General features: G+C 53.4%; 24 protein-coding genes. 23 read left to right on the top strand and 1 reads right to left on the bottom strand.

Going from position 1 to position 19,878, the window contains the following annotated elements; all coding sequences use genetic code 11:
• The first annotated feature begins 10 nt into the window (after window positions 1–10).
• The 18 genes from U9M73_RS10750 to U9M73_RS10665 all read left to right on the top strand — a co-directional run bounded on the left by U9M73_RS10750 (window position 11) and on the right by U9M73_RS10665 (window position 14,379).
• Window positions 11–499, top strand: a complete 489-nt coding sequence (locus U9M73_RS10750; protein WP_009224272.1) for an ArpU family phage packaging/lysis transcriptional regulator — start codon at window positions 11–13, stop codon at window positions 497–499.
• A gap of 388 nt (window positions 500–887) precedes the next feature.
• Window positions 888–1,373, top strand: coding sequence for a hypothetical protein (locus U9M73_RS10745; protein WP_157273365.1), 486 nt, complete (start codon window positions 888–890; stop codon window positions 1,371–1,373).
• 6 nt (window positions 1,374–1,379) lie between these two features.
• Window positions 1,380–1,604: a YqzN/YkzM domain-containing protein gene (locus U9M73_RS10740; RefSeq protein WP_009224270.1), complete on the top strand. Its 225-nt coding sequence runs from the start codon at window positions 1,380–1,382 to the stop codon at window positions 1,602–1,604.
• Between the two features lie 3 nt (window positions 1,605–1,607).
• Entirely contained in the window at window positions 1,608–3,065 is a 1,458-nt protein-coding gene (locus U9M73_RS10735; protein WP_323077262.1) for a phage tail sheath family protein, read from the top strand.
• 33 nt (window positions 3,066–3,098) lie between these two features.
• A complete protein-coding gene (locus U9M73_RS10730; protein WP_009224268.1) occupies window positions 3,099–3,515 on the top strand; it encodes a phage tail tube protein in 417 nt (138 codons plus the stop codon).
• A 398-nt stretch (window positions 3,516–3,913) separates the two neighbouring features.
• Window positions 3,914–4,399: a phage tail assembly chaperone gene (locus tag U9M73_RS10725; RefSeq protein WP_009224267.1), complete on the top strand. Its 486-nt coding sequence runs from the start codon at window positions 3,914–3,916 to the stop codon at window positions 4,397–4,399.
• Window positions 4,400–4,875: 476 nt separating this feature from the next.
• Window positions 4,876–6,501, top strand: coding sequence for a hypothetical protein (locus tag U9M73_RS10720; protein WP_323077260.1), 1,626 nt, complete (start codon window positions 4,876–4,878; stop codon window positions 6,499–6,501).
• Window positions 6,502–6,520: 19 nt separating this feature from the next.
• Window positions 6,521–7,162: a LysM peptidoglycan-binding domain-containing protein gene (locus U9M73_RS10715; protein ID WP_323077258.1), complete on the top strand. Its 642-nt coding sequence runs from the start codon at window positions 6,521–6,523 to the stop codon at window positions 7,160–7,162.
• Window positions 7,159–8,157, top strand: a complete 999-nt coding sequence (locus tag U9M73_RS10710) for an XkdQ/YqbQ family protein (RefSeq protein ID WP_260070964.1) — start codon at window positions 7,159–7,161, stop codon at window positions 8,155–8,157. The genes U9M73_RS10715 and U9M73_RS10710 overlap by 4 nt, the downstream gene beginning before the upstream one ends.
• Window positions 8,147–8,548, top strand: coding sequence for a hypothetical protein (locus U9M73_RS10705; protein WP_009224263.1), 402 nt, complete (start codon window positions 8,147–8,149; stop codon window positions 8,546–8,548). The genes U9M73_RS10710 and U9M73_RS10705 overlap by 11 nt, the downstream gene beginning before the upstream one ends.
• Window positions 8,541–9,002, top strand: a complete 462-nt coding sequence (locus U9M73_RS10700; RefSeq protein WP_323077257.1) for a DUF2634 domain-containing protein — start codon at window positions 8,541–8,543, stop codon at window positions 9,000–9,002. Before U9M73_RS10705 ends, U9M73_RS10700 begins: the two co-directional genes overlap by 8 nt.
• Window positions 9,002–10,120: a baseplate J/gp47 family protein gene (locus U9M73_RS10695; protein WP_323077256.1), complete on the top strand. Its 1,119-nt coding sequence runs from the start codon at window positions 9,002–9,004 to the stop codon at window positions 10,118–10,120. The genes U9M73_RS10700 and U9M73_RS10695 overlap by 1 nt, the downstream gene beginning before the upstream one ends.
• On the top strand, window positions 10,113–10,739 hold the full coding sequence (locus tag U9M73_RS10690) for a YmfQ family protein (RefSeq protein ID WP_323077254.1): 627 nt from the start codon (window positions 10,113–10,115) through the stop codon (window positions 10,737–10,739). Before U9M73_RS10695 ends, U9M73_RS10690 begins: the two co-directional genes overlap by 8 nt.
• Window positions 10,729–11,760, top strand: a complete 1,032-nt coding sequence (locus U9M73_RS10685) for a phage tail protein (protein WP_323077252.1) — start codon at window positions 10,729–10,731, stop codon at window positions 11,758–11,760. Before U9M73_RS10690 ends, U9M73_RS10685 begins: the two co-directional genes overlap by 11 nt.
• A gap of 428 nt (window positions 11,761–12,188) precedes the next feature.
• Window positions 12,189–12,488 (top strand): hypothetical protein, encoded by a 300-nt coding sequence (locus U9M73_RS10680; protein ID WP_260070972.1) that lies wholly within the window; start codon window positions 12,189–12,191, stop codon window positions 12,486–12,488.
• 342 nt (window positions 12,489–12,830) lie between these two features.
• Window positions 12,831–13,763, top strand: coding sequence for a peptidoglycan recognition protein family protein (locus U9M73_RS10675; RefSeq protein ID WP_036644786.1), 933 nt, complete (start codon window positions 12,831–12,833; stop codon window positions 13,761–13,763).
• 20 nt (window positions 13,764–13,783) lie between these two features.
• Window positions 13,784–14,062, top strand: coding sequence for a holin (locus tag U9M73_RS10670; protein ID WP_009224256.1), 279 nt, complete (start codon window positions 13,784–13,786; stop codon window positions 14,060–14,062).
• 50 nt (window positions 14,063–14,112) lie between these two features.
• Window positions 14,113–14,379: a hypothetical protein gene (locus U9M73_RS10665; protein ID WP_323077250.1), complete on the top strand. Its 267-nt coding sequence runs from the start codon at window positions 14,113–14,115 to the stop codon at window positions 14,377–14,379.
• Between the two features lie 241 nt (window positions 14,380–14,620).
• On the opposite strand, the gene U9M73_RS10660 is transcribed toward U9M73_RS10665, so the two are convergent.
• Complete coding sequence (locus U9M73_RS10660) at window positions 14,621–14,734, bottom strand: putative holin-like toxin (protein WP_232282255.1); 114 nt, start codon at window positions 14,732–14,734, stop codon at window positions 14,621–14,623.
• A 367-nt stretch (window positions 14,735–15,101) separates the two neighbouring features.
• Between U9M73_RS10660 and U9M73_RS10655 the strand changes: the two genes are divergently transcribed.
• Genes U9M73_RS10655 through U9M73_RS10635 form a run of 5 tightly spaced genes read left to right on the top strand, consistent with a single transcriptional unit; the run spans window position 15,102 to window position 19,789 of the window.
• Entirely contained in the window at window positions 15,102–16,214 is a 1,113-nt protein-coding gene (locus U9M73_RS10655) for an amidohydrolase/deacetylase family metallohydrolase (protein WP_036644780.1), read from the top strand.
• Window positions 16,180–17,283 carry a DgaE family pyridoxal phosphate-dependent ammonia lyase gene (locus U9M73_RS10650; RefSeq protein ID WP_009224253.1) on the top strand — a complete coding sequence of 368 codons (1,104 nt, stop codon included), beginning with the start codon at window positions 16,180–16,182 and terminating at the stop codon, window positions 17,281–17,283. Before U9M73_RS10655 ends, U9M73_RS10650 begins: the two co-directional genes overlap by 35 nt.
• Window position 17,284: 1 nt before the next feature.
• On the top strand, window positions 17,285–18,040 hold the full coding sequence (gene dagF / locus U9M73_RS10645; protein WP_009224252.1) for a 2-dehydro-3-deoxy-phosphogluconate aldolase: 756 nt from the start codon (window positions 17,285–17,287) through the stop codon (window positions 18,038–18,040).
• On the top strand, window positions 18,033–19,055 hold the full coding sequence (locus U9M73_RS10640) for a sugar kinase (RefSeq protein ID WP_323077248.1): 1,023 nt from the start codon (window positions 18,033–18,035) through the stop codon (window positions 19,053–19,055). The genes dagF and U9M73_RS10640 overlap by 8 nt, the downstream gene beginning before the upstream one ends.
• A gap of 11 nt (window positions 19,056–19,066) precedes the next feature.
• The gene (locus U9M73_RS10635) at window positions 19,067–19,789 is read left to right on the top strand and encodes a GntR family transcriptional regulator (protein ID WP_260070976.1); all 723 of its coding nucleotides are present in this window, start codon (window positions 19,067–19,069) and stop codon (window positions 19,787–19,789) included.
• The last annotated feature ends 89 nt before the right edge of the window (window positions 19,790–19,878 follow it).

Raw genomic sequence — 19,878 nt, 5'->3', positions numbered from 1 at the left:
GGGGATTCAGATGGGGAGAAGACGCATTCATGTGTATCATGCTTTATTCGATTCATTGCCGGTGGACGAAGCAGCAACCCGGGCTGCGGTGGAAAAGTGGCTGGAAGAAGTCAGACGATACCGGCAGGTTGGATGGATTCGTAAGGAAGCGTTCATCACCGCACGATATGAGCCGCAGTTTCATGGTGCGACCCATGTTGTAAGTCAACCAACGGAACGAATTGCGATCGGGAACGTGGATAAGGAGGCGGAGCTGATTCGCAAATCAGAGCTGCTGGACCTTGCCATGGAGAGGTTATCGGAGGAGCAGCGAGAGGTGATACGACGCAGTTATTTGGATCAGAAGGGTGAGTACGATTTTATCAGCTGCGGCGAGATGGGCATCAGTGACCGGACCTACCGTCGCATCAAAGCCAGCGCCATCCGCCTTCTGGCGGCGGCTCTAAAGCTTGAGGTCTATAAAGAAGAACCGCAAACGGCAAAACACGGGGTCGGCTGAAAGCCGGCTTTTTTTCTGTTGTTATAAGAAAAATCAACGTTGTCCGATACCTGTCCGGTGGGTGTCCGTCAACTGTCCGTTCGCTTGGTTTTCCCCGTGTTACATTGGTAGCGTGGAAGATCAGGTTAAGGTTAACCAAATCATCGATAGCACGATGAGAACCGCTGAGCATGTCAGCGGCTTTTTGCTTTGGAAAGGAGGGGGGCGAGATGCAACATCAGAACAAAACGCCGCCGCATCCATCTGAGCCCGAATGGGTGCAGCCTTTGTGTTGCCAGGGGTGCATCTGGGGGCGGCTTGAGGGAACCAAGCAGTTTTGCAGCATGCCGCGCTGTATACACGGCGATTTCATGCTGGAAGGGAGGTGATTGCCATAGCAGAAGATGAGATGACTTTAGCTCCGGAATCGGTGCCAATCACAAGTGATCCTTGGATGACAGGATTAGCGAATTGGTCGTTAATGGTGCTGGGCTCCGAGTGGAAAGCCTACTGCGGAATGTGGCCGCAGGATGTGACTGCTCCGGGTGTGATGTGGCGGATGATCGGCATGGACGTACGGGCGTTGGGCCCCTCGTCTTATGAGATTCAAAAGCGGATGACGGCTTTTCTATTGGCGGAAGATGCGAACCAGGAACATGCTGCGCTACTGCGGCTGCTAGAAGCGCTGGGAACAGCGGTGAAAATCCCTCTGGATCCCGCAGCTAAGCGATATCTGCGAATTGTTGATCCGAAGCTGAGCTTGCAGCCGGAGGAAACCTCAGGGAGTCCGGCGGTACAAGGGCCGCTGACCGTCACGTTGCTTCAGCGCACGTCGAAACCGGTTGTGGAAGCGCCGCTGATGCAATCCGTTTTTTATCAATCGAAAATGAGGTGAATTGGTGTGGCAAGAAAAAAATCAAGGAGTCCTGAAACCGCATCGGCTTTAGCTGCGGCGGACGGCTCTAAGGGTTACCGTGTGGAGGAACTGATGGCCTGTTCCGAGACGTTGCTTGGCGTCAAGCCGGAAATTCTGGCCGGGGCGACGTTGGGAAGGGAAAGCAAATTACTTCAAATTTACGAGGCGAAACGGCTCGTTGATCAATTTTTGAGAAAGAAGGTGCTGTAAGTCATGGCAGGAGGAACATGGAATGTAACGGATCAACCGGTGTTGCCCGGGTTGTATATGAATTTCGTCAGCGCGGCGGTGAACGCCATCCAGGCGGGGGCGCGCGGCGTTGTGGTTGCCCCGGTAAAGGCCCATTGGGGGCCGGTTGGACAATTTGTGGAAGTTGGTAGTGAGGCTGCGATCCGGGAGTTGTTCCAGGAGGACGAATCGGAGGGGGCGACGGCATACAGTACGCTCTATCTCGCTTTGCTGGGTGGTCCGAAAAAACTGCTGGCTTACCGTCTGGCCGGGGCTTCCGCAACGGAGGCGTCGGTAACGCTTCAGGATGAGTCGGGTGCCGCAGTGCTGCGGGTGAAAGCGAAATATCCCGGCAAGCGCGGCAATAACTTCATCGTCTCGGTTAGCCCGAGTCTGTCGATTCCGGGCAGCAAGGAATTGAAGCTCCATGAAGGCACGGCTTTGCTGCGCACGTTCCCGTTGGGGGAAGGTTCGGTAGTTCAAGCGGCCGCAGCCATCAACGGTGATCCGACTAATACTTGGATCGCTGCTGAAGCATTGGGGGGCGGCACGCTGGCGGACGTCACCGGGGTGGCCTTAACCGGCGGGGACAGTGGGATCGCGGACCTCACGAACGCCGAGTACGCTTCGGCTTTGTCTGCGTTTGAGACGCAGGACTTCCACGTGCTAACGCTTGACGGCGTGTCGGATGCGGCTTTGCAGACCAGCGTTGCCGTTTGGGTGAAGCGCGTGCGCAGTGAAGGCAAAGGCGTCATCGCCGTGCTGGGCGGATCCGCCGCCGACGATACCGCCGCCGACGCCATTAGCAAAGCGGTGGCGCGCAGCGCTGCCATCGATCACGAGGGCGTCGTGAACGTTGGAACCGGCGCGGTGCTGAACGGCCGGGCGTACTCGTCGGCGCAGGTGGCCGCCTGGGTCGCGGGCTTGATCTCCGGCCAGCCGCTGAAGGCGTCGACGACGTACGCGGCCGCGCCGTTCGACGACGTGACACGGCGCTGGACCCGCTCCGAGCAGGAGCAGGCGGTGCAAGGCGGTGTGTTCCTGCTCGTGCACGACGGCCGCCGGGTGAAGGCGCTGCGTGGCGTGAACAGCCTTGTCACGCTGCGCGAAGGGCAGAACAAAGGCTGGAAGAAGATCCGCAAGATTCGCGTCATGGACCAAATCAATGCGGACCTGCAGCGGACCGCCGAGGATGCCTATATCGGCAAGGTGAACAACACCGAGGAAGGCCGCCTGGCGCTGATTGGCGCAGGGAAGCAGTATCTGCAAACGTTGGCCGCCGAGAACGTGATCGAGGCGACTGGGTTTGATGTGACGCTGGATCCGCGTTTTTATGGCAACGCGCCGCAATTTACGCCGGAAGACGACCAGGTGTTCCTGGCTTGGACGGCGGATGATACCGATGTGATGGAACAAATTTTTGGCACGTTTTATGTGCAATAATTCGATTTTTCAAAATTGAGGAGGAGCTAACTAATGGCACAATTTCTTGATCCCGGCCGCGTGATTATGGGGACGTTTGGCCAGATTTTTATCGAAGGGGTATGGCAGTCGAATCTGAATCACCTGGAAGCCAGCGTTGAGGCAGAGAAAAAGGAGCTGAACCTCGTGGGCACCGATTATACGGTGTACAAGCTGGGACGCAAAAAAGGCACCGGCACGATGAGCGGCTACAAGGTCACGTCGGATATGATCACGCGCGGCTTTCAGAAATTTTCGATCATTCATAAGCTTGACGATCCGGAAGCCTACGGCTTTGAACGCATCCAGTTGAACAACTGCATGGTCGACAAAATCGTCCTGGCCAACTGGACCGCCGGCGAAGAAGTGACGGAGGAAACGCCGTTTACGTTCGAGTCGTACGAGTTGTTGGACCCGATTGTGGCGTCTTAAAGGGCCGTGGGCCGTATGGGTGGCGTATGAGGGGCGTTATGGCAGGTGTCGTTGCTTACTTAGGGTAGAGGCAGCCTGACGTGTGTACCTAGGCAGCTACGGGGTACGGTACTCCCTTTCGAACTCTCAGCGGCCCAATTGGCCTGGAATTAGCGGACATTTTGGGCGTTATTTCCGTTTATTTGCGCATAATGGGTGAAATAGCGGACTTTTTTGGCTCTAATTTGCGATTTGATGTCGTTGGACGCCTGGTTTGCGCTGATTTCGTGTTCATAAGGCCATGAAATGGTCTTATTTTTCGTTGGAGCCCGATTTTGTGTGGAGTAACGCCCATTTGTACCGCTATTGCTCAAGAGACACATTTGTATTTGGATTATCATCCGAAGGAGGAAGCGAGCATGAGTGAATATTCAGCTTTGGATCCGGTTCGCGAACAGGAAATTTTGGACGGGCTCTTTGAAACAGTGACGAATTTACCGGAAGAAACTGTATTTATCGGGCGATTGGGACTGCGTGTGACGCTGCGCGGCCTGACGTCCAGCAAAGTGGACGCGATCCGCGAACGTTGTACGGTGCGCAAGACGACCAAAGGGCAGGTGACCGAGAAGATCGACAGCGAGTTGTTTAACGCGGCGTTGATCAAAGAAGCCACATCGATGCTGGAAGTAGTGAAAAAAGCCGACAGCGGCGGAGATCACGGCGGGGAGCCGCAAAGTGTGAAGTTGAGCGGCTGGGACGACGCGCGCCTGACCAGCCGGTTGAAGCTGTCCGGCGGGGAAGAGGCGATCCGCCGCCTGCTGCTGGCCGGGGAGCTCGACGCGGTAGGCGATAAAGTGCTGGAGATCTCCGGGTTCGGGGTCGACATCGATGACGTAAAAAACTAATCAGCTCCGGCGGCATGACGACGCTGCTGTTCCACATGTGGACGCGGCATCATCTTCGCCCCGGGGAATACTGGTCACTCCCGAAGGGAGAGCGCTTGCTGCTGCGGGCTTTTTCGGAACGTGAGTTGGAGATGTTGTGAGGTGCTGTGCGGTACTGTGGGGTGCTGAGGCTCTGGTCTTGGAGCCTTCGAGCTAGGCTCTACCCGCGTCAGTATGGTGGTTTGATGAGACTAACTGTAAAAAGTACCGTTAGTTTATTGACTTGGTGGGTGTAGAAGGCGATTAACTGGAATTCTTACCGTTAATTTTATGGAATTCAGCCCTACTCGGGAAAAACGGGCGAAATAACAGTAGGATTTCCAGTTAATTTGCGTGAAAGCGGGATTTTCCCAAAAATAACGGTAGGAAATCCTGTTATTTTTTCGTGGGATGGTTCCTGCCCGCTTAAATCCGAAAGAAAGGAGGCAAGACGACCTATGGCTAGAGATGACAATGACAAGCTTGAAATCAAGACCGACGACCGTGACGTTGATCGAACCGCGAAAAAGCTTCGCAGTCTGGACAAGCTGCTGCAGCAAACTCAGCGCCGAGCGGCGCTGCTCAGCAAAACCCGCATCAAGCCCATTCTCACCTTGGACGATCGCTTAACATCCGCAGCCCGAAAGGCCGAGGAAGCACTGGAACGTCTGCACCGGACGACGGTGAAGCCAACGGCGCAATTGAGCGATCGCGTCACTACCACAGCGCTGAGGATTCGTGCTTCCCTCGCCGCAATGGCTGCTGAACCGTGGCAAGTTTCTATCGCAGGTGTGAACTGGGAAACCGTGGTTGGTGATTCTTTTTCAAAGTGGATGAAGTCTGATGGGAAGAGCACGCTGGGACGGGTATCTGCGGCGATTGGAGAAGCGTTGGGAGAAGGAATAAAAAGTAAGATCATTGAGAGTCTAGGCATTGGAATAGATGAGGCGAGTGGAGGTAAGGGCTTAAATAGTGGAGGCTCAAGAATCTGGAAAAGAGCAAATCCCCCGCTTTTAAGTTTGCCGGTCTTTCCTATGCTAGACGCGTATGATTATCTATCTAACCGCTTGGCAGATAGGCCTCGTCATTCAATCGTTGATAATATTTTATCGATGCTGAACCCTATAACAATTGCTGAAAATTCAATGAGAGGCAATTGGGGACCTGTTAAAGTTACGCAAAAAGTCTTTTCTGGAATGGGCAAAGCATTTGAACCCATCTCTGCTCTTAGAGAAGATCATCCTAATATAATCAATTCGATAAAGTCGGTTTTAGAATTCGGCGGTAAAGTCATTAATGAAATATTCAAAGACCGATACAAAGAAGCGCTTGAAAGTAAGCTTACACAAGCCGCAAACTCCGTAAAGAAGTATTGGCTAGAAAAATGGCCAGGTTGGCGATCGCAACTTGAGACGAAAATCTCACCGAAGAAATTGGACCAACTCTCGGCGGCAGGTACAAAAGGTGCGCAGTTCTGGGGTAAAAGAGTAACTCCTTTTGTAAAAAAAATAGGAGGCTATGCGGGGCTTCTTATGGACGGCTATGAGATCTTTTCAGCTAAGCCTGGCAGGGAAAGAACTCAGAAAGTTACGTCTGCTATTTTAGGGGGGCTACTGGGCGCTGGAGGTGCAGCTCTCGGAACATTTACTGCTCCGGTAACTGGCGGTTGGGGCACGCTGCTTTTTCCTGCCCTTGGCGCTGCTGCAGGTGATTCATTAGGTGAACTATTGGGGGGGTATATATTTGATGTACTTTATGGGAAGAAAAAAACAAAACCCCTAGTGTATTCCAATCGAGTCATGGCTCCCAGCGTACAGGGAGTTACACGCCCGGGGACTAACGTGAACGTTCCCAAGGTTATGGGCACTCCAGTACCAAACTACTACCAACTGCCGGAAGAAGTGAAGTCAAAAATCGGTGGAGCTGGTTACAAACAAGCCCCAACCCCAGTCAATGTATCCCTGTCGGAGGGTTCGATCAATTTAACGGTTAACGAAGAAAAGCTGGACTATCAAAAATTGGCCGAAACCGCCGGCTGGAAAATCGCCAACGAAGTGCGGTTTGCGATGCAAAATCTGAAGTAGGGGAGGGGAGCAGGGACGTATGGAGATTCACTTAATTGACGGTACGGGACAAAATTTCGTGTTTCCCGTGAACCCGGAGGAGATTACGATCTCCCGGAGCAAAGGCGTGGAGGCGGTGAATATCGTATCGCTGGGGGAATATGACTTTCCGGCTGGAGAGAGGGTGAAGGAGATCGCCTTCTCTTCTTTTTTTCCGGCGGCTTATGATCCGGGGTATTGCAACTATCAAAACCTCCCCGATCCGCAGGAGGCGATGAACCGGCTCACGACCATGATGAACAGCAAGTCGCCGGTTCGCATGATCATTACCGATACGGCCGTAAACGTGCTTGTGACCATCGCGGCTCATAACAGTACCTTTCGGGGTGGGGAGCCGGGGGACGTGTATTTTGATTTAACCGCTCGGACTTGGCGGGAGATGAAGGTGCACACTCAGGCGGGTGCCGGCGGAGCAGCTTCGACAGCCAAATCCACCCGGCCGGACACGAAAAAGCCCGCAAAAACCTATGTCGTTAAATCAGGTGACACCTTGTCCAAAATCGCAAAGCTGGAGCTTGGTGACAGCTCGAAGTGGCAGCAGATCTATAATGCCAACCAAAAAATGATCGGCAAAGACCCGAACCGAATTAAGCCCGGTCAAAAGCTGGTGATGCCGCAGTGAGTTACGAAGTGGTGCTGCAAAACAAATATTATTTGCGGGAATTGGTTGAGAGCATTTCGCTTAAGGATTCGCTTGATCAGATTTCGTATCAGGGCACGATTGGGCTGAGGATTCCGGCTTCTTTTCCGGGGATTGAACCGGGGCAGGAGATTCGGATCAGCGGCGTGCCGTATAACGGTTCGGGCAGCGGCATTGCTGCTGGGGGCAAGATGGTTCCGTTACTGCATCCGGGCGTGGTGTGGGATTGCTCCAGCACCTTGAGGCAGACGAAGCACATGACGGTAACGGTGTATGACCGGACGATTTATTTGGCGAAATCGGAGGATGAGTATCTTTTTCCAGCAGGGGGAACAGCAGCCCAGCGTCTTCAGAAATACGCGGCAGACTGGGGCATTCCGCTTGATAAGGTACCAGATACGAAAACCAAGCTGAAAAAAGCCGTCTATCGTCCGCAAACCCTTTACAACATGATCTTGTCGGATCTGAAGGAGACGGTGAAGGCTGGCGGGGACATGTACGTGCCGCGAATGACACCAGCTGGATTAACCTTGTTCAAGATCGGCAGCAATGACGTGGTTTGGAAGCTGGAGCAACTGGAGGAAGCCACGCAAAATCGTACACTGGAAGGCGCGGTGACACGAGTGAAGGTCATCGGGACCGAGAACCGTGGCGATAGTGCACCTTCCAAGGTGTTGGCCGTAGCGAGCGGAGAGACTGCCAAATACGGCGTGCTGCAACGGATCGTGCAGGATGAGAACGTCAAAACCGCCGGTGCCGCCAAAAAATATGCCGAGTCCATGCTAACGGGCCTAAGGCAGTCTTATACCGTTACTTGCATCGATTTAAATACGATCCGGGCGGGGGATAAGGTGATTTTTAACGGGCTGAACCTGATTGTGACTTCCGTATCGCATGAACTGGGGGATCCCGGACATATGACGCTGGAGCTCGCGATGATGGACGACGTGAAAAGGAGGTATTTTCTTGAGCAATGATCCTTATGCGGCGTTGGCCGTTTCACTGCGGGAAAATGCAGCAAGAAAAGCTGCCGAAGTGCTAACCGGTGCGACGGCAGAGCTTGGGACCGTGACGGGCACGGGACTGAAGCTGGACAGTTTTAAGCATGAAATTCAAGAATACTATGTTGCAGAGTTCCCAGGCATCCTGAAGCTCCCGGAGTTGAAGATGACCGGAGAGGTCCGCGGGTTAAAAGACAGCGGAGGAGGCAGTGTGGATGGTCAAGGGGAGTTTACATTTATGCCATCGAAAACGAAGGACACGGTGTTGTCGCTAAAAATTCAGCCGGGGGATCGCGTACTGGCGTTGCCGCTAAACGGCGGGAATGATGCGATTGTGTTATGCAGGGTGGTGAGCGGGAATGGCTAATCTTTTTCCGGAGGCGGTGGCGGATTCGTGGTTGGTTCCGGGACTGGACGAGCAGGAAGCGGTTGCGGATACGGTGACGTTTGGCCGGAGCTGGCGATTTGATTTTGATGCCGGGGAGTTCGTGATGACGCCTACGGGAAAAATCGCCCCTGCCGACGAGATCGCCGCCTGGAAGGTGTGGTGTGAAAAAGCGATCCGTACCCCGCGATATCGACATGTGATTTACTCCCGTGCGTATGGTCAGGAGTTTGAGGAGGTGATCGGCCAAGGCTATAGCCGGGCCGTTCAGGAAAGCGAAATCCGGCGGATCGCGACGGAGACGCTGATGGTGGACCCGCGGACGCTGAGCGTGGACGGGTTTGTTTTTGATTGGCGGGAGGATGGTTGTCGTTTTACGTGCCGAGTCAAAAACGTGAGGGAGGATGAGCTGATCGTGGAAGGGAGTGTGACGTGATGGCGGAATTACCGCTTTATTTGCAGGATCAGACGGAAGAGCGGATTATGCAGCGAATGCTGGAACGAGTGCCTTCGGATATGGATAAGTCCGAGGGTTCTTTTATTTGGGATGCGGAAGCGCCGGTGGCCTTCATGTTGGCGGAGGCTGCGACGTGGGCGCAACAACTGCTGGCCCGGGGATTTGCGAGCACGACGTATGGGGAGTATCTCGATCTCCGGGCGGCGGAGCATGGCGTTACACGGCGGCCTGCGGTGGCAGCGACTGGTATGGTGCAGTTTACTGGGGAGCCGGGGAAGACAGTTCCTGCGGGGACGATTGTGGCGACGCCGGCGGATGAGTATTCGGCGGAGGCGTCGATGGAATATGAAACGACGGCAGCCGTGACGTTGGATGAGAACGGAGTGGGGACGGCCCCAATTCGAGCGTTGGTTCCTGGCCGAGCGGGGGTTGTACCGGCGGGCGTCATCCAGGTGATGGCTACGCCCGTTAGTGGTTTGACGGCGGTTACGAACCCGGAGGCTACGCGGGGTGGAGCCGACATCGAGTCGGATGAGTTGCTGTTGGAGCGTTTTTTTTCACAGGTACGTAATCAGGGGACAAGTGGAAACAAGGCGCAATATTTGAAGTGGGCCGGTGAAGTGCCTGGCGTGGGCGGAGCACAGGTGGAACCGTTGTGGCAAGGTCCTGGCACGGTGGGTATCTACTTGCTGGATGCGGACAAGCGGGCGGCGAACGAGGAGATCGTTGCGGCGGCACAGGCATATATTGATCCGACGCAGGATGGGCAAGGCGAAGGTGTGGCACCTGCGGGAGCGATTGTTACGGTGATGGCTGCCGAGGAGGTGCCGATCGATATTCGCGTGAAGCTGACGCTGGCCAGCGGCGTGACAATGGATGAAGTGAAGAAAAAAATCGAGGATGGCGTGCGGGCGTATTTAAAGCAGCTGGCTTTTGTTGACCCGTTGGTTCGGTTTACGCGGATCGCTGCGATTCTGCTGGACATTCCGCCGATCATCGACTATGCCGAGTTGACGGTGAATGGCAACGCAGACACCAATCTGGAGATCTATACGGGCCAGGTTGCCGTATTGGGGACGGTGGATGTGTATGAGTGAACCGATGCGGTGGGAGAAGGGAGAAGCTTTACGTGCGAGTACGAAGGAGTCTTTGCTGACCAGCCCCCGAGGGCGTGAGATGTTCTCCTATCTTCCGGGCTATTACGAGACTTCCCGGGTTATGCAGGCGGATATGAACGCCAAAGGTGCGGAGATGGACCTGCTGTTCGCGGCGCTGGACGAGACTTTTCAGCAGTTCTTTGTGCGCACGGCGACTTGGGGCCTGGACCGCTGGGAGAGCGAGCTTGGTATCGCGACTGACTTAAGTAAATCGCTGGACCAACGCCGTGCCGTCGTCGAATCCAAGCTGAGTGGCAGCGGGAAGTTCTCCGGGCGATTGGTGAAAAATGTGGCCGAGGCGTATGACCGGGGAAGGGTGGAGGTTTCTTTTCAGCCGGGGGAGTGGAGGTTTACGGTGAAGTTTGTGGATACCGTGGGCATTCCGCCGAACCTGGATGATCTGAAAGCGGCCATTGAGGAGTTGAAGCCAGCACATTTAAAAATGGAGTTTGAGTTTAACTACATGTTGATTCGTGATGTTCACGGAGTATTGACGCTTCATGAACTGGAACAAATCCCATTAAACAAATTTGCAGGAGGTGATCCGGTTGGCAACTAACACACCGAATCTCAATTTGCTTAAGAAAGATCCTATAGCCGACGGAAACGAAACCTTTAATATTCAAACAATGTTGAATGATAACTGGGATAAGATTGATGCGGCCATAGGAGATGTAAGGGAGGAGTTGCAGGACATCGATATTCCTCCGGCCTCATTGACCGAGGCAGGTATTGTGCGTCTCTCAAACTCCACCAGTGGAACTCGGGAAAACGTCGCTGCAACTGAAATGGCGGTGAAAACGGCATATGATGTTGCTGCTGCAGCAGAAACCAAGGCAGAACAGGCTTTTCAGTTTGGCAATGAGCGTAAGCAGGAAATTGTGGACGCCCTCATTGCTTTGGGAATATCGGCGTCCACGACAGAGAGTTGGAATTCGCTGATTAGTAAATTAGCGGTGATCATTAAAGCGACGGGTAACGCCACTTCAGCCGATGTATTGACTGGCAGGACTTTTAGCAACGACAACGGCAATAACATGACTGGAACTATGCCAAACCGTGGCGCGGTGACAAGTACGATTACCACTCAAAATGGGGAGTACACAATACCTGCCGGATATCATAATGGGAGCGGGAAGGTGACGGCGAGTTTTGCTAATTTAGTAGCGGGTAATGTTAAGTACGGAGTAAATATTGGCGGGGTGACAGGCTCCTTAAAAGATGCATCTAATATTATGATTGTGGAACATGCCCCGAGCATTACTCAGTCTGATGTAGAATACAATCGAGTTATTGACTTCTCGGTTGGATATACTCCTATTGCTTGGTCTGGAGCAGCGGTCTACCTTCAATATCCAAGCGGATCACAGTATTATACATCTTATGATATGAGATCAGCGAAAAATTTAACGCCTGAGTTATATTGTCGTGGTACAAACCGAGATATATATATAACTGGAACGATTAACTGGACGGGGAGTGGATATAGGGCTACGTATAGAGTCAGTGGAATAAATGGTAGGGTTGATCTTAGTAATGGCTCTTGTATCGTTAGAATATATTGGGCGTGTGCTGTGTAAACCAGGCGAATATGCAAGATGTTAAAAAAACGCCGAATAGGCGTTCTTATAAATACCCTCTGTGCTGTACTGGGGGGCTTAAAAAGGGGATTGAAGATGGTCATGATGTTTCGATAATAAGATTGTGCGTAATGGAAACAGTAACAGAAATCGCAAGGTTTACGAGATTGCGTATGACTGTCGAGCTTAATTCGGATGGAAGTGTCGTTAGAGTTGGAATTATCAAGAAAACGACAGAACCACCAACTCATCGTTACACCAGGCCAGTTTGTATACAAAGAATGCAACGGAAAAATCGGTGTTTACAACCACGAACAGTTCATCGAGAAGCACGAAGAAATCACAGAAGAAGTCGCAAAGTTGACGGTTATTTTTTCTGCCCTCGGTCCCCCGAGGGCTCTTCATTTTCCCCGAAAGAAGGTGTAATCATGGACATTACGATCATCACCGCGGTAACCTCCGTGCTGGCGGCGGTGAGCGGGATTGCGTTGGGGTGGGCGGGGCGTGCAAAGGCGGCGAGACGGGAGGCTGAGGAGTCGGCTGAAGCGGAGGCTGTGCAACGGGCGGATGTAGAGTACATCAAGCGGGGCGTAGACGACATGAAAATTGAACAAAAGCTGCAAGGCCAGCGATTTGAAGCCTTCTCCGAGCGGCTGACGCGCGTCGAGGAATCGGCGAAACAAGCCCATAAGCGAATCGATCGGCTGGAGGAAAATAAGATTTTGTGAATTATTGAGATATATGGAATAGTATGTTAATATAGTAAATAGGCTGCGCCACAGCCTCCCCGGTACAACACTTGGGTGGGAAACCTCCAAATGTACATCAGAGAATAACCCGCACCTTGGCGCTAACCTGGGCGGGTTATTTTAGTTAGAAAACTTCATATGCATCACCTCCGATCCGGAGGCGCTACTCTCCCGTCCAAATTCATGCCAAATTATACCAGAGTCTGCTAAATATCGCAGGCTCTTTTGTTTTATTGTCGAAAGCCTAGAATCGTGCTCACAAGTGCACAAGCGAAGGGGGCACCTTGCGGAATAGCATAAATGGAAGGGGTGAAATCGCTTATGGATACACAAAAGTACCGAATTGAAAGGCGATACATTGCAAAGCGGCCTAATGTCCGGCCAGGGGCGAGGTTGACGACGGGAACCCCGGAGTTTTTTGTGGCGCATGACACAGGGAATCCGGGGGCAACGGCGGACAACCACTATGCCTATTTCAACTCGCTGAAGGATCGCACGGCCTCGGCCCATGTGTTTATTGATGATACAAAAATCCTTGAAATTATCCCGACAGGTACCGGCCCCGATCCTGCGGAGAAAGCCTGGCACGTGCTGTACAACGTGAAGACGGACAATGATTTATTTGGCTATGATGCCAACGATGCGGCCATCGGGGTGGAATTTTGCTACGGCGGGCGCATAAAATTTACGGAAGCGTACAAGCGGTATGTCTGGTATTTGGCTTATTGCTGTTACAAATGGAACAAGAACCCTTACGTCTTTATTCCATCTCACAGGCAACTTGACCCGGCGCGAAGACAGGATCCCGACAAAGCTCTGGCTACAGGCGGGAAAACGATGAACCGATTGCTGGACGATATTTCAGCCGAACTCAAGACCATGCGTACGCCTAGCCCAACGTCAAACTCGAATACGTCGTTTACGCCATTGCCCGCTTCCATCGCCCAGTCGCTGATCGACAACTATGTTTCACCCGCATGGTTTGCTTCACGTGCCAAAGGGGATCAGGTTGGCATGACGCATTTTCACAATTTGGCGAACAATCTTCGGGTGGCCTCAGGGATTCCGCTAGCCTCTTCGTCCACCCCCGGCCCACTGATTCCGCTGCCAAAAAGCAATGCGCAGGAAATCATCTTCCGCTGGCTATCGCCGGCTTGGTTTAAGGCACGGGACGAAGGAAATATGGCACGGGCGCAGCATTTTCACAATCTGGCGAATTACCTGCGCCGGGCTGCGGGCATCCCGGAGCAATAAGAAGGAGGGAAGTCATCGTTATGCAAAACGAGATTTTAACCAATGTATTGGCGTTTGCCTCGGTCTTGTCCGTATTTGTATTAGCTTTGGTGCAACTCGTGAAAACGACCTTCAACCTGCCCAAAAATCTAATCCCTTTCATCGGCGTGATTATCGGCGTACTGGTCGGAGCAGCGGCGTACCCATTTACGGAAATGGAGCTGGTGCTGCGACTCTGGGCGGGCGGTTTGGCGGGTTTGTCGGCCACCGGATTGTTTGAACTCGGGAACAATCGCCAGGGAAGAACGAAGGACAAATGAGGGGCTTACGGTCATAGAGCAGCATGATCTGGCTTGGAGGCCATTTCCACTTGAATAAAGAACATTTGTTTGCATATAATACAAACAAACGTTCCTATTTGGAGATGATCCTGGTGGAAAAATACATCGGTCGAACTGTAGAAATCATCTACGTTGACCGTACAGGCAAGATCACGCAGCGGCGGATCGAAGTTCATGATGTGCGGGGCGGTTTGGTTCGGGCGACATGCCTGACTTCCCATGCCCCTCGGGCTTTTCGGATCGATAACATATTAGCTTGTGTACCTGTGGCAAAAGGGCGGCATACTGCCTCCTGAGCCTCCTATATTTTGGGCCGTTCGCTTTGCGAGCGGCCCTTATTTTGCATTTTTCAAATCAGGATGGTTGGTAGGTGCATTGTCAATACGTTTTTCTTTGTGATAGAATGAAAGCAAATAATCTCCATAAAATAAAGAGTGAAGATGCGGGAACATCTTCACTCTAACAACAGCCGCTTTGAAGAGCGGTCGGCTGTAGTTGGTAAAAGGAATAGACCCTTACCTACCACAAATGGGGGGTCTATTTCTTTTTGTTTTGGTTTGACGTAGCTACGATCGTAATGACCAAACCGATGAGTGCTATTAATAGCGCTCCGAATTGGATCATCAGAGACAGTGCGTCTTTAACCTCCACAGGCATCACCTCCCATCGGGGAGACTAGCCGACCACCCATCTAAGCCTTCTGTTGTCAGGACTATTATACCATATTTGGTAGAGTTAGTATAAAAGCTGCGAATTACTAGAATCCCCCGGTCACTTGCAAAGTGATACGGGGGTTTTTTTGCTTAATGCACAGTGTAAATTTACAACTTTTTCGGATATTATCGTAATTTCGTGGGATATTTCATGAACTCCCGGGAGGTTAAGATTAAATTAAGCGTAAGAGAAATGCAACAGCAAAACATTATAACGTTATATTCTCAAGAGCGAAATTCCGTGTTATGCTAAATCCAATCGGAGGCAGGCATGACAACGATCCATTAAAAAGAGGCGAGCTATGATGAAGGAAAGAGTCGTTTACCGCCATCTCAAAAGAGTTAACGGGGAAGAGATCGACATCGTTATCGAGGACGGCATCATCGCTGAGATCACTGGAGCCGGTCAGGCTCGCGGCGATCGGGAATGGGATGGGACCGACCTATACGTGTCCAGCGGTTGGATCGATATGCATGTCCACGCGTTTCCGGAATTCGACCCGTATGGCGATGAAATTGATGAGATCGGCGTGAAGCAAGGCGTCACGACGATCGTGGACGCTGGCAGCTGCGGCGCGGACCGGATTGGCGATCTTGTGGCCAGCGGCAAGCGGGCGGAGACCAATTTGCTGGCTTTTTTGAACATCTCGCGGATCGGTCTGAAACGCATCGACGAGCTGTCTGAATTAGCTTGGATCGACCGTGAGCTCCTGAAGGCCGCGCTCGCCGATTATCGCGACTCCATCGTTGGCCTGAAAGCGCGAATCAGCCAAAGCGTAGTCCGCGAAAACGGGGTCACTCCGCTGCGCATCTCGCGGGAGCTGTCGCTTGAGACAGGAATGCCGCTTATGGTGCATATCGGATCGGCGCCGCCCGATATCAGGGAGGTCATTCCGCTGTTGCAACGAAAAGATATCATTACCCATTATCTCAACGGTAAAGCGAACAATTTGTTTGACGAAGCGGGCGAACCGCTCCCGGTGTTAACCGAGGCGATCGGCCGAGGGGTGCATCTTGATGTGGGCCATGGCACGGCGAGCTTCTCGTTTCGGGTGGCCGAGGCGGCGAAGCGACAAGGGATCCACCCCGACACGATCAGCACCGACATCTACCGGGGGAACCGGCTGAACGGTCCGGTGTACAGTATGGCCAATGTGTTAAGCAAATTCCTCTATCTCGGTTATCCGCTTGAAGAAGTTATTGCTGCGGTAACCACTCGTGCCGCACAATGGCTGGGCCGAGAAGAGCTTGGCCGTATACAGGTCGGGGACCCGGCCCATTTAACGTTGTTTGCCGTTAAGGAAGAACCTGTGGAACTCGTTGATTCGGAAGGAGAACGGCGCGTCTCGAACCGCCGTATCGAAGCTAAAGGAGTGATCGTCCATGGAAAATTCATTGAATGCAAAGTACGGGCTTAAGCGCGTGATCAACGCCAGCGGGCGGATGAGCATCCTTGGTGTATCCGCGCCAAGTGACACGGTGATGGAAGCGATGAAGCGCGGCGGCCAAAGCTACGTCGAAATCGCCGACCTCGTTGACAAGGCGGGAGACTATGTCGCCAAGCACGTGGGATCGGAGGCGGCGGTGGTCGTAAACTCGGCCTCCAGCGGCATCGCTTTGTCGGTAGCGGCGATTGTGACGCAGGGCGACCGGCGTAAAAGCTTACGTCTGCATCAGGAGGAAATCCCCCGTAACGAAATCATTATGCTGAAGGGCCACAACGTGCAGTACGGCGCTCCCGTGGAAACGATGGTGTACCTCGGCGGCGGCAAGCTGGTTGAGGTTGGCTACGCTAACGAAGGGCGGGCCGAGCACATCGAAGACGCGATCGGCGACAGAACCGCGGCGATTCTATATGTGAAATCGCACCACGCCGTGCAGAAGAACATGATCTCCGTCGAAGAGGCGTGGGAGGTCGCGAAACGGAATCAAATACCGATGATCGTCGACGCGGCGGCGGAGGAGGATCTGCAAAAATACGTGAAGTTCTCCGACCTGGCCATTTACAGCGGCTCCAAGGCGATCGAGGGCCCGACCTCCGGTATCGTTGCCGGAAAACGCACGTACATCGAATGGGTGAAGGTACAGCTGCACGGCATTGGTCGGAGCATGAAGGTGGGCAAGGAAACGACCTTTGGTCTGCTGCAAGCTCTGGACGAATACGCCGTCAAACCAGACAACAGCGAGCGCGAGAAAGAGGCTTTGCAGACCTTGATGCCGCTGAGTGAGCTCCCGGGAATCCGGGTCTCCATCGTGCAGGACGAAGCCGGGCGAGCGATTTACCGGGCCCGGGTGCAGGTCGACCCGCAGCAAGCCGGAATGACGGCGAAGGAGATGGTACATGCGCTGCAAACCGGCGAAATTGCCATTTACACCCGGGATTATGGAGTTAGACAAGGGTATTTTGATATCGATCCACGCCCGCTGATGGGGGACGATATCCAGATCATTGCCGCAAAAATTCGCGAATTGGCAGGAGGACGTTAAGATGTCGCAAATCGCAAAACGTTTTTATAAAAATCGGGTAGCCCTCAACGTACTAGCTAAAGATATTGCGAACGCCAAGGCAGTGTTCGAAGCCGCGGAAGGTCATGTTCTCGTTGGGGTCCTTTCGAAGGACTACCCTACCGTTGAGGAAGCCGTAACAGCGATGCAAGCATACGGCCGGGAAATCGACGATGCGGTGTCGATTGGCCTTGGCGCCGGCGATAATCGCCAAGCGGCAGTTGTTGCAGAGATCGCCAAGCGTTATGCCGGCAGCCACATCAATCAGGTGTTCCCGGCTGTTGGGGCGACCCGGGCGAATCTTGGCGGGCAAGACAGCTGGATCAACAGCCTGGTATCCCCGACAGGGCAACCGGGATACGTGAACATCTCCACCGGCCCGGCCAGCGCCGCCCAGGAGAAGCCGGCGATCGTTCCGGTTGAAGCGGCGATCGCGCTGGTGCGTGATATGGGCGGCAACGCGCTCAAATATTTCCCGATGCAAGGCTTAAGCCGCGAAGAAGAGCTTCGCGCGGTGGCGGCTGCTTGTGCGAAGGAAAATTTTGCGCTGGAGCCGACCGGTGGAATCGACCTGGACAATTTCGAGCCGATCCTGCGCATTGCCTTGGAATCCGGCGTACCGCAGGTCATTCCGCACGTATATACCTCGATCATCGACAAGGAGACCGGTTACACCCGCACCGAAGACGTGCTGCAGCTGACCAAAATCATGAAACAGCTGGCGGATGCTTATGCCTAACCGCCGCATAGCAGCCTTCGGTGAAGTGATGATGCGTCTGCAGGTCCCGGGGTACGAGACGTTAGCGCAGGCGGATACGTTGAAGTATTCTTTTTCAGGTACCGGAGTAAATGTGGTGTCGGCCTTATCCCGCTATGGGCATGTTGGTGCACTGGTTACGCGGTTGCCGGATAATCCGCTGGGCGATGCCGCCGTCGCCTATCTACGCAAGCTGGGCATTGACACCGCCCACGTTGTCCGGGGAGGCAAGTACGTAGGCATGTACTTTTTGGAGAACGGCTTTGGTGTGCGTCCCAGCCGCGTCACATACTCGAACCGGTTGGACAGTAGCTTTAACACCGCGCCGGAAGGAACCTACGATTTCGAAAACATCGCCGCCAGCATGGAGGCGATCCATTTCGACGGGATTACGCTGGCAATGAACGACGGCGTACGATCCCACATGAAGGCGCTCGCCGAAGCGGTTAAGCGGCAGGGGGGCAAGGTGATTTTTGATTGCAACTACCGGCCGTCCCTTTGGGGAGAAGGCGGATATGCCCAGGCGAAACCGCATTATGAAGCGATGCTGCGGTTGGCGGACATCGTGATGATGAATGAAAAGGATGCACTGCTGACCTTGGGAATGGCCACGGACCAACAGGACCGGGAGGAGCAGCTGAAGGAGCTGATTCCGGCCGTGGCAGCAAACTATGGCATTTCCGTAATTGCCGGAACGCACCGCCAAATCCACCGCAACAATACGCATTCGCTGCGCGGATTTCTGTACAAGGGGGAACGTTTTGCGTTCTCTGATCAGCTCACGTTCTCCGTCTATGATAGAATAGGGGCAGGAGACGCTTTTGCGAGCGGGATTATCCATGGGGAGTTGGAGGGCTTTGCCCTGGAGAAGACTGTCCGGTTTGCGGCGGCAGCGGGCATGCTGGCCCATACCGTGCCGGGCGATACCCCGATGGCGACGGAGGCCGAAATCCTTCGGGCGATGGAGCAATCCGCCGCTGGCGATGTGGAAAGGTAGGGAACAGGTTCGTGATGTTGTCCCGCAAAGATAGACCGTTATATTTACAAATCAAAAACATCTTGAAGGAACGTATCTTACACGGCGTATACCCGCTAGGTTCGAATATCCCTTCTGAGCCTCAGCTGGAGCAGGAGTTTGCTGTCAGTAAAATCACCGTCCGCGGTGCGATTCAGGAGCTCGTCCAGGAAGGCTATCTGGAGAAGGGCAGCGGCAAAGGCACCAAAGTGATCCGCAATAAAGCCGCCTCCAAGTGGTCGAAATGGAAGCACTTCACGGAGATTCTGGTGGAGGAAAGCCATCAGATCCGCAAGGAGTGGGTTCGCGCTGAGACGGTGCGCAACGAGGCGGGCTCCGAGCTTCACCAGCTGTTCGGGGAGCGTTGCTTGAAGCTGGAACGTGCGTATTATCTCGACGGTGAGCCGTATATTTTTTACGAGCATTATTTGGCCGCCCCTTGGAAAGAACCCTCGGAACCGGAGCTTGAAGATTTCCGCGACCATTCGCTCTATGAAGTTCTGGATGAGTGGGGCGTATCGCTGGACAAGCTGAGGGACGAGTTCGCGGTGTCGCTTCCGCCAGCCGAGGCAAAGCAGTTTTTGCGGTTAGCCGACGGGGTGCCCGTGCTCAAGCGTTCGCGTTATTCGCGGGATGTCCAAGGAAGACTGGCCGAATATAGCATCGGCTACTATAATACGGAGCTGCAAAGTTACATCGTTGATTATGACGCATAACGCGGCTGCTCGAATGAACATTAGACCCCAGATTGTTGCTCTAAATGCAACGACCTGGGGATTTTTTATGCGAAAAAAATGATCAGAAA

The sequence above is a fragment of the Paenibacillus phoenicis genome (genome assembly GCF_034718895.1).
In the GTDB taxonomy this organism is placed as follows: Bacteria; Bacillota; Bacilli; order Paenibacillales; family Paenibacillaceae; genus Fontibacillus; species Fontibacillus phoenicis.
The sequence above is the reverse complement of the archived record's forward strand: the minus strand, read 5'-3'. Positions and strand labels throughout refer to the sequence as shown.